Raw genomic sequence first — 15,447 nt, 5'->3', positions numbered from 1 at the left:
TGTTTAAAAGTCCCATGTGGATCACTCCGTTGCCCCCGTCGCTCTACGCGTTGGGGAAGGTTCACATGGCTCAATTCTCAATGGAAATTATGTGCCTAACCGGCTCAGTTCTGCGTGGAAACCAACAGCAGAGCTATCGCGGTATTTGTAACAAACCAGTCGATTCTGGCGCAAACCAAGGCGAGTTGATCAGCGGTTGTGATTGGCCCGCGTAGATTTGCGCCTGCGAACGACCCTCAACAGAGAATTCAAATGAAAATCAATATGTTATCCGGCGGAGAGATTTCGGGCGTCGGCCATGTCATCCAGGAACAGCGGCCAGAAGAGCTGTTGTCGCCGCTTTGGAGCTTTGCTAACGACCGACGCACGGCATCACTTTGGCAACCTGCAATCAATGAACGAATAAATTGACGCAGACAATTGACAGAAACGCCATCTGCGCCTCTTACAAGGACCTGAAAATCAGGTTGTCCAATGGTAGAAATTCTTGAGACTAATCTCCTCGTCGCACAAATTGACCGGCAGGCTGTATCGCCTCTTGAAGGCTACTCTCGACGCAATCAGACATTTCTACAATCGCACTCCGATTTTGACGATTTTATCGACAAATTTGTAACCGCCGGTGAAGTGGCCGAAGCTCCTGGAGCAAACCGGTCAGCTATAGCGGCGAATAAAGAATACTTGCGAGTTGAAAAGCTGCTTGCAGGGACGCGCATCGAGTTGATGAAGGTTTTGTGGGCTCATGATGTCTTTCTCAGTTCGGGGACGGTGGATCGCATTCTATTCTACCTCGCATCGAAATCGACGGGGGGAGACATTGTAAAAGAGTTCTTCGACTTCGTGTTGGTAAGGAAGCTGCACAATACTGGTTTTGTTCTTTACCCAATCCACTCGTTCGGTATCCAAGGCTTCGGGCTTGCAGGACTGATGAAATTGACAATTCCTGACGTCGATCTTCGTGAGGCAGGTGTCTTTCTTTCCGCCCAGACAAACAACGTTGAACGCACATTGGCGTTCCTCGATCGAGCACGGTTAGCTTTCGGGATTTCACATCCCTTGCCTGGATCACTGCGGTCGGAGTTCATGCGGGAACATTTCGCATGGACTACGAAAAACCCACTCCTTGCGCTGAAGATGAGCAGCACGACGAGTGGGTTTTACGAAAATCAATTCGTAATCATGGTGAAGTTGCAACTGGCGACCGCTCTCGTGCAGATGCTTGCGACGTTGGGGCAGACCGACCGAACCAACCGGGAATCCCGTAATCTGAGTACCGCGCGGACGAACAATTATGAGACGCTCGATTTCAACCATTATGTCGTGTTCGAAGCAAACGAAGCCAAGCCGGAACTCGACCCTCTTCGCACTCCGATGAATGTGTCACGCTCAGATCTCGTTTCACTCGCTGAAATGAATATCGATATCGATCCATCGTCTTGGTCGGATCCTGAAAAGCAGGCAATTCTGTCGCAGATACAGCACGGGCTCGGGGCGCTCGAAGCTGGCTATTTGAGCGAGTGGGTTTTAGGCGAGAAAACATCAACTCGCGCGAGGGTCTTGCGAAAGGTTTTTCTTTCCGTCAGTTATTTTCACAAGTCGTTTCGGAGCGCGATCAACACGGACGAAGCAGTTGTCTCGATTGCAATAGCCTTTGAGACCCTTCTTACCGACGGTTATCAGCGCGGAGGCGTGAAGAACCGTATTGCAAGGCGCGTCCCTCTATGTCTCGCAAACGACCCCGACCACTCCGATTTTGTCCGTGAAGTCCAGAAATTGATGGAGTATCGCGGCCAGGTCGTGCACGAGGGAACAAGCGATATTTCAATCGACATCAACGCGGTCAGGCGGGCCTATGTGCGGTGCTTTCTGGCGGTCATGGCCTGCTTGCCGAATATCAAACAGGGTGCTTCCCAACCGGTCGGCGACGTTCTTGGGGACGTAACTCCGAAGCGATCAAGGTGGAAGGTCCTGCGGCAATGGATCGCCCGGAAAATCGATCGATGAGCGTTATCCGAGGCTTCCAGCGAATCGTTCAGGAAATCTTTCCGAGCAAAAACCTCGACGGCAAAATCAATGAACGCACGGGTTTTCGCTGGTGGCAGGCTTCGGTTCGAGAAGTAGAGCGATATCGGTCTCGCATTAACGTACCAACTGGGGATCAGCTGCATCGGTATTCCGCTCTCAAGGTACGATAAAGCGTCGGGCTTTGACAGCAGGGTGACCCCGATGCCGTGGACGGCAGCCTTGCGCATCGCGGCCGGGATCGTTCACACCGATTGTCTCTTCAAAGCCGCAGTCTGCTCCTGGCCGTCAGTGTTGCGCACCTGCCATTCCCTGTTGTTTTGCTTGCATCAATCAACCCGGAGCCGTCCTGCGGATTGAAACAGGTGCCACATCCTATCTGGTACGCCAGAACTCACCATCGTTCGAGACCCCGGCAGGTACCGCGAAGCGCAGAACCGTAAAATGCCATCGTGAAGACATCTGCAAACGGAAAGGCAGATACAACCCGAGCGTTTGCGATTATTTAATTTCAAGCTGCCTTGATCATCGGCGATAGGCTTTGACATCGCCTTTGGGACATTTGGGATAGGGGATTGGAAATGGACGCGGCTCTTAGAAACGCAGCGCTAAATCAAGCAGGGCACAAGTGCTGTTTTCCGGGATGCCAAGTGTCATTCGTTACCACTGAAGGCCACCCCTATCTGGAAATCGCTCGCATCGTACGACGGCCAGGACGCGATTCGCTGGATTTGAACGATATCCTTGTCGTATGTCCAGATCACCATCGCCTGATGGACAGCCGTTTCTCCGAATTTTCCGCAAAGTCTTTGCGAACATTGAAAGCAAAGCATGAGATTGGCTTGATCAAGACTCGCCCCCTGTCGGCAGTAGAGTCTGAGTTCACGAAGCTGTTCAAGCGGCCTCTAAGCTTTTGGGAATCGAATAAAGACTGCGACAACGAAGATATTTGGCAAACCTTTCTGGAAGAAAACCCGCATGTCTTGGCGACATTGCTTCCAGGAGACTATCTGCAGTTCGGACGAAAGGTGCTGGTCGGGGGCAAGGACGACCGCGATCAAAATGGCGGCAAAGCCGACTTCGCGTATGTTCCCAGCACCTATCATAGGCTGACGATCGTGGAGATTAAAACCCCAAAGGCGGCGCTTTTGGGCAGTAAGTACCGAAACCAGTGCCATCGGCCTTCAGCCGAATTGGGCGGGTCAATCGTGCAAAGCCTTCACTACATTCGTTTGGCGCAAAGCGAGTTTGAGCACCTGAGCCGCAAACGTGATCCTCGACCAAAACTTACCAGCATTAATGCGGTTTTGATTATCGGAAACCGCGAAACGCTTGATAACGATTGCAAAGAGAATAGCTTTGAGCTGATCAGGTCGGGTCTCAACAATGTTCAGATCATCACGTTTGACGAAGTGTTTGCCAAGATAGGCGGACTACTGAGGGCCGGAGGCGGCAAATAGTGGAGAGACCGTCACATTCGAGGATTGCGAGTGAAATGGGCAACGGCCACGCCACCGCCCAGTCTTTTTCAGCTCTCAACCAGATCGGGGCCGTTTGCCCCGTTGGTCTGTTCCTGCATCACCAGGCTGTGGGCGGAAAGGGGCCACCGAACTGGTAGAGCAATCCACCGCCGGATAGCGTGCCGACATCAATTACCGCAAACCCCATTTTTTGCATGAGGTTTGCGACTATCTCCTTAGCCTGACCCTGGTTACCGGAGATGAACAAAGTTCTTGCCCCGTATTTCCGACCATCGTCGGCGTCGCGGGTGAGAATGTTTGCGCCTAGATGATTGAACCCTGTTACGACTGACGCTCCAGGCGCGTGTTCTGCAACGACTGCGGTCGAGGGCTTACCACCGAGATCGTTCGGCTTGAATGACGGAAAATCGATGACGTTGGATGCATCGACGATCACCCGGCCTGACCAATGCTTTTCTTTCGAAGCACGTCCTCGGTTACCGAGAAGGGAACCGCCAGAATGACGACATCGGCCTTTAGAGCCTCGGCCAGTTCCGATGGAAGGACGTGGCCACCTAGCTTAGCCGTCGCTGTCCGTTTTGGCGTTAGGCGCACACCTACCGCAACAAAGGTAGCAAACCAACGGATTCCGGCGCAAACCAAGGCGGCCTAATCAGTTCAATGAGCGCTTATGTGGCGATGCAGAATGAGAGTAGTGGCGCACCCGACAGGATTCGAACCTGTGACCTTTGGAATCGGAATCCAACACTCTATCCAGCTGAGCTACGGGTGCATGCCATGGCGGTTTGAATCGCCTGTCCGATGGCTGGTTCTTAGCCTAGGAAGCGTCAGGCTTCAATGTGTAAAATTGAGGAAAGCGCAGATCGGACGTTTTGGAGGGGGGAGGCCGCGGAATTCTTTGAGCGCGGCCTCGTTTTTCATCGGCCGTGTTGGCTTATTCCCGCATGGCGCCGGGGCCGGGGGTGGCCTTCGGGGGGACCTTGCCGAGGATGATCATGCCGAGGACTTCGTCCTTCGTGACATCTTCGGTGCGGGCATGGCCGACGACCTGGCCGTTCTTCATGACCGAGACGCGGTCGGCGAGATCGAAGACGTCGTGGATATCGTGGCTGATGAGGAAGATGCCGATGCCTTCCTTCTTCAGCTGCTTGATCAGCTCGCCGACCTGCGCCGTCTCCTGGGGGCCGAGAGCCGCGGTCGGCTCGTCCATGATCAGGATGCGGGCATCGAACAGAATGGCGCGCGCGATGGCGACCGACTGGCGCTGGCCGCCCGATAGCGCCTTCACCGGCTCCTTGAAGCGCTTGAAGTTGGGGTTAAGGCGCCCCATGACCTCGCGGGCCTTGGCTTCCATGGCGACATCGTCGAGCGTGCCCCAGCGGGTTTGCAGCTCGCGGCCGAGATAGAGATTGGCGGCGGCGTCGACATTGTCGGCGACGGCAAGCGTCTGGTAGATCGTCTCGATGCCGTATTTCTTCGCGTCGCGCGGGCTGCGGATATCGGCGGGCTCGCCGTTGATGAGAATATCGCCGCTGTCGCGCTTGTAGGCGCCGGAGAGGATCTTGATCAGCGTCGATTTGCCGGCGCCATTGTGGCCCAGCAGCGCCACGACTTCGCCGGGGTATAGATCGACCGAGGCGTTGTCGACCGCATGGATGCCGCCGAAGGAGATGGAAATGTTCTTCATTTCCACAAGCGGAGTGGTTTGATCCGTCATGGTTCAGAATTCCTTTTACTTGGCGCGCGAGCGATAGACGATGTCGAGCCAGACGGCGACCACCAGGACGATGCCCACGACGACGTTTTGAATTGGCGTATCGACATTTGCGAGGCCCATGCCCGATTGCAGCGATTGCATGACCAGCGCACCGAGCATGGCGCCGGCGACCGTGCCGCTACCACCGGCAAGCGACGTGCCGCCGATGACGGCGGCGGCGATGGTGAAGAGTTCGTAGGTGGTGCCCTGCGAGTTGACGGCCGAGTTCAGGCGCGCCGTCGAGATCGCGGCGGCGACGGCGGCGAGGAAGCCCATCAGCGCGAAGATCTTCACGATGACCCAGCGGGTCTTGATGCCGGCGAGCTCCGCGGCTTCCGGGTTGCCGCCGATCGCGAAGACATAGCGGCCGAAGCGCAGCCGCGTGGCGATGAAGGTCATCACGATGCCGATAAGAACGGCGATGAGAACCGGAACGGCAATGCCGTAGGGAATGTCGAGGCCGGTTTCCGGCCAGGCAATATTGTGTTCCGTCGCGTATCGCTTGGCGATGCCGACAGGCCAGTAGTAGTTGTTGAAGAGGTAGATGGTGCCGAGCACCAGCGCTGAGCCGAGGCCGGCCAGGAAATATTCCGCCCAGAGTGGACGGCGCGGAAAGCCGAAGCGCTTTCTCTGGCGGCGCGAGCCGACGATCCCGGCGATGATCAGCAGGCAGGCGAGGATGCCGACGACCCAGCTCCAGGTGGCCCCGATGGAGCCGGTTGCGCCGCTGCCGCCCATGATGACGAAGGTGGAATCCATCGGCGCAACGGTCTGGCCGCTGGTGACGTACCAGGCAAGGCCGCGCCAGACGAGAAGACCGCCGAGCGTGACGATGAAGGAGGGGACGTTCATGAAGGCGGTGATCGCGCCCTGGAAGGCGCCAATGGCCGTGCCGATCGCGAGGCCGCAGATGAGCGTGATGATCCACGTCCAGGAGCTGTCGAAGCCGAGATATTGCGGCAGCCACTTGGCCTGAATGACGCCCATGATCATGGCGACGAAACCGAGCAGCGAGCCGACCGACAGATCGATGTTGCGCGTGACGATGACCAACACCATGCCGGTGGCCAGGACCGCGATTTCGCAGGTCTGCACCGATAGGTTCCAAAGGTTTCTGGCCGTCAGGAATTCGCGGCCATCGAATATCCGCAGGTAAAGATCGAAGCCGATCCAGATGATCAGCAGCGCTCCGATCATGCCGAGCAAGCGGGTATCGATTTCGGTTGCACGCAGAAAGCGGGTGATCGCACCGGCATCTGCATTGCGGGGACCGCTCGATGTTGTGGACTGTGTCATGTCGGCCATCGCTTTGCCGTTCTCCCTCTATCGGGCGCGACCTGCGATGCATTCTGGGCCATCGCCCGCAATCGCGCCAATCTCAAAACAATGTGTCATCGCCTGTCCGCCGGTCTTCGTCCGGTCCCGGTGGCCGCCATCCGGCAAGCCAAGGGGTATGCGATGGCACAGCACGCTGCGGGAAGCTTCGTCTCCAACTGCAAGGGAGAGTTGTCGGCCCCTAGTCCGCATTCGACGCCGCAACGGAATGCCGCTGCGGCGTCGGGTATTTCGATTGGTCAGCCGTTCAAGGACGGCTTATTTGCAGGCTGCGACTGCGCCGGCCTTGACGCCCTGGCAAGCTTCAGCCTTGGAGATCCAGCCGGCGTCGATGACGACGTTCAGGTTGTCCTTGGTGATAGCGATCGGGGTCAGGAAGACCGACTTCATCGGCACATGCTTCGGGCCGCCGTTGAAGGTCTGCACGCCGCTGACCTGATCCATCGTCTTGCCGTTGGCGAGATCGAGGGCGATTTCCGCAGCGCGCTTGCCGAGTTCACGCGAGTCTTTCCAGATGGAAACGGTTTGCGTGCCAAGTGCGATGCGGTTCAGGGCTGCCTTGTCGGCGTCCTGGCCGGAAACCGGTACGGAACCGGCCAGACCCTGGGCGTCGAGGGCTGCGACTGCGCCGCCTGCGGTGCCGTCGTTGGAGGCTACGACCGCGTCAACCTTGTTGTTGTTGGCGGTCAGGAACTGCTCCATGTTGCGCTGTGCGTTCTGCGGCAGCCAGCCATCGGTATAGGCTTCGCCGACGTTCTTGATCTTGCCGGCGTCGATGGAGGGCTTGAGCACTTCCAGCTGGCCGGAGAAGAGGAAGTCGGCATTCGGGTCCGACGACGAGCCCTTGATGAAGACGTAGTTGCCTTCCGGCTTTGCCTTCAGCACTTCGCGAGCCTGCATGCGGCCCACTTCCTTGTTGTCGAAGGTGATGTAGAAGGCGGCCGGATTTTCGATCAGGCGGTCGTAGCCGACAACCGGAATGCCTTCGTCGGCGGCCTTTTCAACGGCCGGGCCGATGGCATCGGAATCCTGTGCGAGGATGATGAGGGCATTGGCGCCCTGCGAAATCAGCGACTCGACGTCGGTCAGCTGCTTGGAAGCGGACGACTGGGCGTCGGCGGAAATGTACTTGGCGCCGGCGGCTGCGAGCGCCTTCTTGATGGCTGCTTCATCCGTTTTCCAGCGCTCTTCCTGGAAGTTCGACCAGGAAACGCCGACGACGAGATCCTTGGCGAAGGCAGCCGTCTGCATGGTCAAAACGATGGCCGCGCCCGCGGCCAGCTTGATGAAAGCTTTCATGTGATCCTCCCGATTAAATGCGACCGCACGTACCTGAACTCCCGTCGGCCGCGGCGAAAATGCTGACAAGAAAAGGTTTTGATTTTTTTCTCGACAGTCGAGAAATTTAGTGTCAGAGATTTTTTCAACTGTCAACACCCGCACTAACAGCTTTCATTGGTCATCCGAAAAGAGCTATTAGGAGCTGCGGAGGAGGAGGGTTGAATGAGTGGGGAGCTTGCCTATGGTGGCCAAATCGAGCACCGAATTGGTCCGTCAAAGGAACAGCGCTTTGGTCCTGTCGGCGCTGCGTCGGCACGGTCCGCTTGCTCACACGGAACTCTCTGATTTCACGAAGCTTTCATCCGCGACCGTATCGGTCATAACCGCCGATCTGGAGCGGGCTCAGATCATCGAAAAGGCCGAGCAGCAGGCCGCCAGCGGGCGCGGGCGGCCGCGCGTGCTGTTTTCGCAGCGGCGCGATTGCGGCTATCTGATCGTCGTCGTCATCTCGTCGGATGCCGTGCAATATTCCCTGGTGGATTATACCGGTCGCCTGATCGACCGGTTTGTCGAGGACAGGCAGCAGAATGTCGCGGGCGTCGATCGCTTCGTGGCTGGAATGCGCGACGCGCTGAACCGGATCGTCACCCGCTCGCAATTGTCGCGCGACAAGGTGCTGATGATCTCGATCAGCAGCAAGGGGATCGTCGACGCTTCGGAGCCGGTGCTGCGTTGGTCGCCGATCTTCGGGCGTGACGAAATCGATTTCGCCGCCGTGTTTCGCGACGAGTGGCCGGCAAAGATCATTCTCGGCAACGAAACCCTGCTCGTTGCCGCAGCCCTCGGGCGGCAGGAGGAAATGACCAGGGGCCGCGATTTCCGCGCGATGGCGGCCCTATCGCTTGGCCATAGTATCGGACTTGGCATCGTGCGCCGGGACCATGAGGGCAATCATCAGATATCGGCGCCGAATTTCGGACACATGATGCATGTGCCCGGCGGCGGCCTTTGCCGTTGCGGGGCACGGGGCTGCATCGAGGCCTATGCCGGTTTCTACGCGATGCTGCGGACGGCTTTCGACGTGCCGCTCGACACGATCCCGGCGAAGTTCGTCCCGATCGCCGAGCTCGACAAGATCGCGGCGAGTGCGCGGAATGGCGGGCGGCGCAATGTGCTCGCCTTTCGTCACGCGGGTCTGGCGCTCGGCAATGGCCTCTCGCGGGTTTTGAGCCTGCACGAACGGATGCCGATCGTCATCACCGGTCCAGGCGTGCGCTACTACGATCTTTTGATCGAGGGCATAACGGAAGGCCTGGCGGAATCGCATGTCGTGCGCATGGAGGGCATGCCGGAGCTGCGTGTCATCGTCGACGAACCGACCCTTGTTTTCGAAGGGCATTTGAACCGGGCGCTTTCGATCATCGACAATGACATCGTCAGGAGAGGGGCTTCGGTCGTGGAATTGCGCGACCAGGCCGTCTGAGCGGCAAAGGCAAGTCGCCGCCATGCGCATGGCCGGCAACTTCAGGGCTTGCCGCCGTTGCCGGTGAAATCAATCCGCCGGATCCAAAAGCCGATCTTCTTCGCGAACATGCAGAATACGGTCTATGAGACCCCATTCCAGCGCCTCTTCCGCCGTCATGAAGTGGTCGCGGTCCATGGCGCGTTCGAATTCCTCATAGGACCGGCCGCAATGTTCGGCGTAGAGCCGTGTCATGCGATGCTTGGTGCGTTTGATTTCCTCGGCATGGATGAGTATGTCGGATGCCTGGCCCTGGAAGCCGCCCAGGGGCTGATGGATCAGGATATTGGCGTTGGGCAAAGCGGCTCGTTGGCCGGGTTCCCCAGCCATCAGCAGGAACGACCCCATCGAACGGGCGGTCCCCATGCAGAGTGTGTGCACCGGCGCGCGGATGTAGCGCATGGTGTCGTACATGGCGAAGCCGCTGGTGACGAGACCGCCCGGTGAATTGACGTAGAGGCTGATCGGCTTCTTGGGGCTTTCCGCCTCGAGAAACAGCAGTTGTGCGCAAACGAGCGCCGAGACGGTATCGTTCACCTCGCCGTTCAGGAAGATGATTCTTTCGCGGAGCAGACGGGAATAGATGTCGAAAGACCGCTCTCCTCTGCTGGATTGTTCCACGACCATAGGGACGAGTTGCATCGCTTCGCGCATCGGCGAACTCCAATGTTCTTGAGGGTGTTGATCGGTTCGGCGCGTCAGGCGGCGCGCATGACGACAAAGCCGTTATTGTTCGCCGCGGCCTTTTCAGCCTCGCGAAGCCGCGCATCGTCCAGCTCGTGGATAATCCGCAGGCGCGTGCCGCCGCTTGCGTTGGGGGCTATCCGGAACGTCACGGTGCTTTCGAGAAATGGCGGCGCATCATCGCGCAGCCGGTAGCGGACCTCTTTGCCCGGCATGACCGATACCGCCTCGGGATCGGCCAAAGCGTCCTTCGGCAGCCAGTTTTCCCGAAGCTCGGGGGTGCTGACCGCGCGCCAGACCTTTTGCGGCGGCTCGTCGAGGTCGTATTCGAGTTCGATGCCGTTTGTCCGCGCGGGGATCTTCACGTCGTTCATTGATCCATATCCTTCAGCAAGACCTTGAGAGCTTCGATCCGCGCGGGCCAGTAGGCGCGGTATTTCGCCAGCCATTGGGCGATGAGGGCCAGTCCCTCCGGATCGACCTCGTAATTCACGAAACGCCCCTGCCGTTCTTCCCTGACCAGCCCGGCGCTGCGCAGGACCGCAAGGTGCTGGGACATCGCCGGCTGGCTGATATCAATGCCTTCGCGCAATCCGCTGGCATTCATGCTGCCCGCAGCCAGCTTCTCAAAAATGGCGCGGCGGGTCGGATCGGCCAAAGCCCGGAATATCTCATTCTCCATCATGAATAACAGATAAGCATGGACTTATGTGAATCGCAAGAGCTTTCTCCGTCAGCCCCTGGTCGATGGCTATCCTCTTTCCGCGGCAGGCTCTCCAACACCTGCCGCACCCGGGATTGTGCCCCGCGTCGGAGAGGCCAAAGAAAAAGTCCGCCGCGAAGCGATTCGCGGCGGACTTTTTGGGAGGACCCTATCCCCTGGAGGGATCGGTTGGCTGCTTAGTCGATCTTGACCAGCCGGCCTTCCTTGACCGACTGCAGGGCGGCATCCGCCAGCTTCAGCGCGGCAAGGCCATCTGCGCCCGACGGCGTGATGGTGGCGCCCTTTTCGATCGCGGCGATGAAGCTTGCGATCTCGTTGGCATAGGCTTCGGTGTAGCGCGTCATGAAGAAATCATGCAGCGGCGGGCGGGTGTAGCCATCGCCATTGGCAACTTCGATGGAGAAGGGGCGCTGGTTTTCGGCCGATACCAGGCCCTTCGAGCCGTGGATCTCGATGCGCTGATCGTAGCCATAGGTGGCGCGGCGCGAGTTGGAGATGATCGCCTGCTTGCCGGATGCCGTCTGTAGGATGACGGAGACGCTGTCGTAATCGCCGGCCTCGCCGATCGCCTTGTCGACCAGTACGGCAGCGGTTGCCGTCACGGCCACCGGCTCTTCGCCGAGCAGGAAACGGGCCATGTCGAAGTCATGGATGGTCATGTCGCGGAAAATGCCGCCGGAGCGCTTGATGTAATCGACGGGCGGAGCGCCCGGATCGCGCGAGGTGATCGTCACCATCTCGACGGTGCCGATGCGGCCTTCGTCGATTGCCTTCTTGACGGCCATGAAATGCGGGTCGAAGCGGCGGTTGAAGCCGACCATCAGCTTGCCCTTGGTTTCCTCGACGACCTTGATGCAGGCCTTGACGCGGGCAGCGTCGAGATCGATGGGCTTCTCGCAGAAGACGGCCTTGCCGGCGCGGGAGAAGCGCTCGATGAGGTCGGCATGGGTATCGGTCGGCGTGCAGATCACGACGGCATCGATATCCTTGGCGGCTTCGATCGCCTCGATGGTGCGGACTTCGCAGCCATAGGCGGCGGAAATGGCTTCCGCTGCGGCCGGAAACGCATCCGCAACGGCGACGAGCTTGGCGTTGGCATCGCCGCTGACGGCCTTCGCATGCACCTTGCCGATGCGTCCGGCGCCGAGCAGACCAAATCTGACAGTCATTTTTACCTCCCTGGATTCGGAACAAATGAACCGAATGGCAAACTATATGGAATTTTCATTCCATTTTCTAATGGTGGCGTCAAGCCGCCTGGACTTCACATTTTTTAAAATCTTGGGTCCGGTATCCGCTTATCCGAAATCCGTCCGCGAAACCTTATTTTATCGAGACCGCTTCACTATTTTCCCGAGGATGCGCTAAGACAAGTCTTCTTGAACAGGCAAAAGAGACCCATGCAACTGATCGATCCCAGCCATCCCATCTACAAGCCGCTTTGGGTGCGCATCCTTATCGTGGCCGTCTGCTTTGGCTGGGCAGCCGTCGAAACGCTTGGTTCCCAGCCCTTTTGGGCCATGCTTTCCGGCGCGCTCGGCGCCTATTCTGCCTGGATGCTGCTGTTGAATTTCAAGCCGCAACCGCCTGCCGCAAATGTCGAGGCTCCGCCGCAGGATGATGCGGATGAGAGCGATACACCGGCGGACGACAAAAAATAATCATCGCTTGAGGCGGCGAATGGCTTCGTCGATCAACTGATTGGCGAGCGTCATTCGGGTCGTTGCCTGCTCGCGGAAGAGGGCGGCGACGCTGTCCGGATGATTGGCCTTGGCAAAGCTGCGGCGCTTTTCCTGCAGGGCTTCGCGCGTATGATCGGAGGTGATCGCCAGCTCCGCAGCCACTTCTTGCCTTGTGGTTCGGCTGAGATGCTCCGGCATGACCGGCGGCTCCGGTTCCGGCGGCGCTGGTTCAAGTTCCGGCGGAACGATCGGGTCGCCGAGATTGTCGCGATAGGCTTCGTCGGGGCGGTAGACCTCGGGCGTCTCGCCGCCGGGCACCGTTGCGGCAAAGCTGACGTTCAGGCCGCGAATGCGATGCGCAGCCTCTTCCTTTTCCGGAGTGTCTTCTTCCGTATCGAGACGATCGAGCACGGATTGGAACAATGATTGCCTGAACAGCATGCTGGCCTCCACGCCAAGCGTCATAGGGGCGGAAGTTGGCGTGGAGCTTATCGCACCGCCGTCGCGGGCATCTTGTTATGCCAGTGAAAGGTTGCGGCTTTCCTCCAGGATCATGTCGTGCAGCAGCCGGGCGCTCGGCGGCATGGCGCGCTCGCGGGCCGTGATGAGGCTGTAAGGCCTGACGTCGATATCGAAATCGATCGGCAGAATGCAGGATTCGCCGGCCCTGGAAGATTGTCCGCAGATGAATTGCGCCATGTCCAGTGCGATGGGGGCGATCGCATCTGTCTTGCACACGACGGCAAGCGTCAGCAGCAGCGAAGAGGTGTTGACGACATTCTCCGGCAGAGGCACGCCCGCGGCGAGGAAGATGTCTTCCACCTTGCGTCTCAGCAAGGTGCCGGGCGGCTGGAAGACCCAGTCGTAGCCGCCCAGGTCGTGCAGTCCGGCCACTCCCTTTGCAAGCAGCGGATGGCCGTTGCGCACGACGAGGCATGCCTTCTCGACGCCGATCTCATGGGCTGTGAACAGACGCGGATCGAGATCGTCGGGGATGCGGCTGATGATGAAATCGTGGCGGGCCGCCAGAAGCTCCCGGGCCAGCACATTGCTGTTTTCGACTTCGATATTGATCTCGATGCCGGGATAGGTGCGCGTCACGCGCTGGATTGCCGGTACAACCAGGCTGATCGCCGGGGCCGTTACCGCTCCCAGGAAGACGGAGCCGCCCTTGCCGGTGCGCAGTGCGCCGAGTTCGCGGCCCGCCTCTCGCAGCTCGAGCAGGATCTTGCGTGCCCGCTTAGCTAGCGCAAGACCGAAAGGAGTGAGAACGACGCCTCTGGCGACGCGTTCGTAAAGAGGGCTTTTGACAATCGACTCCATTTCGGAGAGCATGCGCGAAGCCGCAGGTTGTGACATGTTCATGGACTCGGCGGCGGCGGATATTTGCCCGTGGTCCTCGATCGTGACGATCATGCGCAAATGATTGAGCTTCAAACCGGCCTTCAGCAACGTGTCGTCGCGAAAATTGTCGGAATGAATCTCAATGCCTTCGCTGAAATAATCGTTATATATTTTCTCCATAGCGGCCAAATTTCCCGTTCGTCGGCAAAAAAGTACTATTTTTTAATGCTATACCAAACTTGGTATGTGTTTTGCCAGTTATTCTATTTGACAGTTATACGAAATCGTACGAGTTTGCCGATCGTGCGCTGGGTACAGCTCATAAACCGTGAGAGCGTGGAGGAGACCTACTTCGTGTCTCACAATTAGAAGTAAACTATTCCTTCTACGGAACCTGCCGCAGTTTCGGGCGGGCATTTTTCGTCCGTCATATTAACAACAAGGGAGAGAGTAATGAAATCCATTATCTCATTGATGGCCGGCGCCGCGCTCGGCGTCGCTACGCTGGTGGCACCTGCCTTCGCGGCAGATAAGGGGACTGTCGGTATCGCCATGCCGACCAAGGCTTCGGCTCGCTGGATCGATGACGGCAACAACATCGTCAAGCAGCTCCAGGCTGCCGGTTACGGCACCGACCTGCAGTATGGCGACGACGACATTCCGAACCAGCTTTCGCAGATCGAAAACATGGTCACGAAGGGCGACAAGGTTCTCGTTATCGCTTCGATCGACGGCACCACGCTGTCCGACGTTCTGCAGAAGGCTCACGATGCCGGCATCAAGGTCATCGCTTATGACCGTCTGATCCGCAACAGCGGCAACGTCGACTATTACGCAACCTTCGACAACTTCAAGGTCGGCGTTCTTCAGGCTGGCTCGATCGTCGACGCCCTCGGCCTCAAGGATGGCAAGGGCCCGTTCAACATCGAACTGTTCGGCGGTTCTCCGGACGACAACAACGCCTTCTTCTTCTATGACGGCGCAATGTCGGTTCTGAAGCCCTACATCGACAGCGGCAAGCTCGTCGTCAAGTCCGGCCAGATGGGCATGGACAAGGTCGGCACGCTGCGTTGGGATCCGGCAACGGCCCAGGCTCGCATGGATAACCTGCTTTCGGCTTACTACACCGACGCTCACGTCGATGCAGTGCTGTCTCCGTATGACGGCCTGTCGATCGGTATCCTGTCTTCGCTCAAGGGCGTTGGCTACGGCTCCGGCGGCGTGAAGCTCCCGGTCGTTACCGGCCAGGACTCCGAAATTCCGTCGGTCAAGTCCATCATCGCAGGCGAACAGCACTCCACGATCTTCAAGGACACCCGTGACCTCGCAAAGGTCACCGTCGACATGGTCAACGCGCTGATGGAAGGCAAGACGCCTGAAGTCAACGACACCAAGACCTACGACAACGGCGTCAAGGTCATCCCGTCCTACCTGCTGACCCCGGTCGCAGTCGACAAGACCAACTACGAGAAGATCCTCGTCGATGGCGGTTACTACAAGGCTGACCAGCTGAAGTAATCTTCCAATATAGCGGCCAGGGCTTGCTGAAATGCGGGCCCTGGCTTTGATGTTTAAGACGATCGCGCGGTCTGCTATGTTCGGTCGCGGCGTTGGAT

The 15,447-nt window shown here is 58.3% G+C and carries 17 protein-coding genes and 1 tRNA gene; 6 read left to right on the top strand and 12 right to left on the bottom strand.

Going from position 1 to position 15,447, the window contains the following annotated elements:
• The first annotated feature begins 252 nt into the window (after positions 1–252).
• The 3 genes from GR212_RS18485 (at position 253) to GR212_RS18470 (ending at position 3,482) form a co-directional block, all read left to right on the top strand.
• Positions 253–411 carry a hypothetical protein gene (locus tag GR212_RS18485; protein WP_163988091.1) on the top strand — a complete coding sequence of 53 codons (159 nt, stop codon included), beginning with the start codon at positions 253–255 and terminating at the stop codon, positions 409–411.
• A gap of 63 nt (positions 412–474) precedes the next feature.
• Positions 475–2,004, top strand: a complete 1,530-nt coding sequence (locus GR212_RS18480) for a HEPN domain-containing protein (protein ID WP_163988089.1) — start codon at positions 475–477, stop codon at positions 2,002–2,004.
• Between the two features lie 668 nt (positions 2,005–2,672).
• A complete protein-coding gene (locus GR212_RS18470; protein WP_163988086.1) occupies positions 2,673–3,482 on the top strand; it encodes a Shedu anti-phage system protein SduA domain-containing protein in 810 nt (269 codons plus the stop codon).
• Positions 3,483–3,600: 118 nt separating this feature from the next.
• On the opposite strand, the gene GR212_RS18465 is transcribed toward GR212_RS18470, so the two are convergent.
• From GR212_RS18465 to xylF, 6 genes are all read right to left on the bottom strand, one after another.
• A complete protein-coding gene (locus GR212_RS18465) occupies positions 3,601–3,939 on the bottom strand; it encodes a hypothetical protein (protein ID WP_163988084.1) in 339 nt (112 codons plus the stop codon).
• Complete coding sequence (locus tag GR212_RS37725) at positions 3,936–4,145, bottom strand: NAD(P)-binding domain-containing protein (protein ID WP_432444376.1); 210 nt, start codon at positions 4,143–4,145, stop codon at positions 3,936–3,938. The genes GR212_RS18465 and GR212_RS37725 overlap by 4 nt, the downstream gene beginning before the upstream one ends.
• Before the next feature lie 53 nt (positions 4,146–4,198).
• Positions 4,199–4,275: transfer RNA gene (locus GR212_RS18455), tRNA-Arg, on the bottom strand.
• Between the two features lie 162 nt (positions 4,276–4,437).
• Positions 4,438–5,220 carry an ATP-binding cassette domain-containing protein gene (locus tag GR212_RS18450; protein WP_163988080.1) on the bottom strand — a complete coding sequence of 261 codons (783 nt, stop codon included), beginning with the start codon at positions 5,218–5,220 and terminating at the stop codon, positions 4,438–4,440.
• A gap of 15 nt (positions 5,221–5,235) precedes the next feature.
• Positions 5,236–6,564, bottom strand: a complete 1,329-nt coding sequence (locus GR212_RS18445; RefSeq protein WP_163988078.1) for a sugar ABC transporter permease — start codon at positions 6,562–6,564, stop codon at positions 5,236–5,238.
• A 288-nt stretch (positions 6,565–6,852) separates the two neighbouring features.
• Positions 6,853–7,893 carry a D-xylose ABC transporter substrate-binding protein gene (gene xylF / locus GR212_RS18440; RefSeq protein ID WP_163988076.1) on the bottom strand — a complete coding sequence of 347 codons (1,041 nt, stop codon included), beginning with the start codon at positions 7,891–7,893 and terminating at the stop codon, positions 6,853–6,855.
• 223 nt (positions 7,894–8,116) lie between these two features.
• Here xylF and GR212_RS18435 point away from each other — a divergent pair, with 223 nt between their 5' ends.
• Positions 8,117–9,358: an ROK family transcriptional regulator gene (locus tag GR212_RS18435; protein WP_163988075.1), complete on the top strand. Its 1,242-nt coding sequence runs from the start codon at positions 8,117–8,119 to the stop codon at positions 9,356–9,358.
• Positions 9,359–9,427: 69 nt separating this feature from the next.
• Here GR212_RS18435 and GR212_RS18430 read toward each other — a convergent pair whose 3' ends face one another.
• From GR212_RS18430 to iolG, 4 genes are all read right to left on the bottom strand, one after another.
• Complete coding sequence (locus GR212_RS18430) at positions 9,428–10,051, bottom strand: ATP-dependent Clp protease proteolytic subunit (RefSeq protein WP_163988072.1); 624 nt, start codon at positions 10,049–10,051, stop codon at positions 9,428–9,430.
• Positions 10,052–10,095: 44 nt separating this feature from the next.
• The gene (locus GR212_RS18425; protein WP_163988070.1) at positions 10,096–10,455 is read right to left on the bottom strand and encodes an SRPBCC family protein; all 360 of its coding nucleotides are present in this window, start codon (positions 10,453–10,455) and stop codon (positions 10,096–10,098) included.
• Positions 10,452–10,766 carry an ArsR/SmtB family transcription factor gene (locus GR212_RS18420; protein WP_163988069.1) on the bottom strand — a complete coding sequence of 105 codons (315 nt, stop codon included), beginning with the start codon at positions 10,764–10,766 and terminating at the stop codon, positions 10,452–10,454. Before GR212_RS18420 ends, GR212_RS18425 begins: the two co-directional genes overlap by 4 nt.
• Positions 10,767–10,981: 215 nt before the next feature.
• Positions 10,982–11,974 carry an inositol 2-dehydrogenase gene (gene iolG / locus GR212_RS18415; RefSeq protein ID WP_163988067.1) on the bottom strand — a complete coding sequence of 331 codons (993 nt, stop codon included), beginning with the start codon at positions 11,972–11,974 and terminating at the stop codon, positions 10,982–10,984.
• Positions 11,975–12,205: 231 nt separating this feature from the next.
• Between iolG and GR212_RS18410 the strand changes: the two genes are divergently transcribed.
• Entirely contained in the window at positions 12,206–12,466 is a 261-nt protein-coding gene (locus tag GR212_RS18410) for a hypothetical protein (protein ID WP_163988065.1), read from the top strand.
• Here the strand turns inward: GR212_RS18410 and GR212_RS18405 are convergent, their stop codons facing one another.
• Entirely contained in the window at positions 12,467–12,928 is a 462-nt protein-coding gene (locus tag GR212_RS18405) for a hypothetical protein (RefSeq protein WP_163988063.1), read from the bottom strand.
• 75 nt (positions 12,929–13,003) lie between these two features.
• Positions 13,004–14,011 (bottom strand): LysR family transcriptional regulator, encoded by a 1,008-nt coding sequence (locus GR212_RS18400; protein WP_163988061.1) that lies wholly within the window; start codon positions 14,009–14,011, stop codon positions 13,004–13,006.
• A 273-nt stretch (positions 14,012–14,284) separates the two neighbouring features.
• On the opposite strand from GR212_RS18400, the gene chvE reads away from it, so the two are divergent.
• Positions 14,285–15,349 carry a multiple monosaccharide ABC transporter substrate-binding protein gene (chvE, locus tag GR212_RS18395; RefSeq protein ID WP_163988059.1) on the top strand — a complete coding sequence of 355 codons (1,065 nt, stop codon included), beginning with the start codon at positions 14,285–14,287 and terminating at the stop codon, positions 15,347–15,349.
• Positions 15,350–15,447: the final 98 nt, after the last annotated feature.

This window comes from Martinezella lusitana (assembly GCF_010668395.1).
In the GTDB taxonomy this organism is placed as follows: Bacteria; Pseudomonadota; Alphaproteobacteria; order Rhizobiales; family Rhizobiaceae; genus Rhizobium; species Rhizobium lusitanum_A.
This window is presented reverse-complemented; position numbering and strand designations above follow the sequence as displayed.

Coding starts and splice junctions, on each gene's coding strand:
- GR212_RS18485 (WP_163988091.1), top strand. CDS start 253: ATGAAAATCAATATGTTATCCGGCGGAGAGATTTCGGGCGTCGGCCAT.
- GR212_RS18480 (WP_163988089.1), top strand. CDS start 475: ATGGTAGAAATTCTTGAGACTAATCTCCTCGTCGCACAAATTGACCGG.
- GR212_RS18450 (WP_163988080.1), bottom strand. CDS start 5,220: ATGACGGATCAAACCACTCCGCTTGTGGAAATGAAGAACATTTCCATC.
- GR212_RS18445 (WP_163988078.1), bottom strand. CDS start 6,564: ATGGCCGACATGACACAGTCCACAACATCGAGCGGTCCCCGCAATGCA.
- xylF (WP_163988076.1), bottom strand. CDS start 7,893: ATGAAAGCTTTCATCAAGCTGGCCGCGGGCGCGGCCATCGTTTTGACC.
- GR212_RS18435 (WP_163988075.1), top strand. CDS start 8,117: ATGGTGGCCAAATCGAGCACCGAATTGGTCCGTCAAAGGAACAGCGCT.
- GR212_RS18430 (WP_163988072.1), bottom strand. CDS start 10,051: ATGCGCGAAGCGATGCAACTCGTCCCTATGGTCGTGGAACAATCCAGC.
- GR212_RS18425 (WP_163988070.1), bottom strand. CDS start 10,455: ATGAACGACGTGAAGATCCCCGCGCGGACAAACGGCATCGAACTCGAA.
- GR212_RS18420 (WP_163988069.1), bottom strand. CDS start 10,766: ATGATGGAGAATGAGATATTCCGGGCTTTGGCCGATCCGACCCGCCGC.
- iolG (WP_163988067.1), bottom strand. CDS start 11,974: ATGACTGTCAGATTTGGTCTGCTCGGCGCCGGACGCATCGGCAAGGTG.
- GR212_RS18410 (WP_163988065.1), top strand. CDS start 12,206: ATGCAACTGATCGATCCCAGCCATCCCATCTACAAGCCGCTTTGGGTG.
- GR212_RS18405 (WP_163988063.1), bottom strand. CDS start 12,928: ATGCTGTTCAGGCAATCATTGTTCCAATCCGTGCTCGATCGTCTCGAT.
- GR212_RS18400 (WP_163988061.1), bottom strand. CDS start 14,011: ATGGAGAAAATATATAACGATTATTTCAGCGAAGGCATTGAGATTCAT.
- chvE (WP_163988059.1), top strand. CDS start 14,285: ATGAAATCCATTATCTCATTGATGGCCGGCGCCGCGCTCGGCGTCGCT.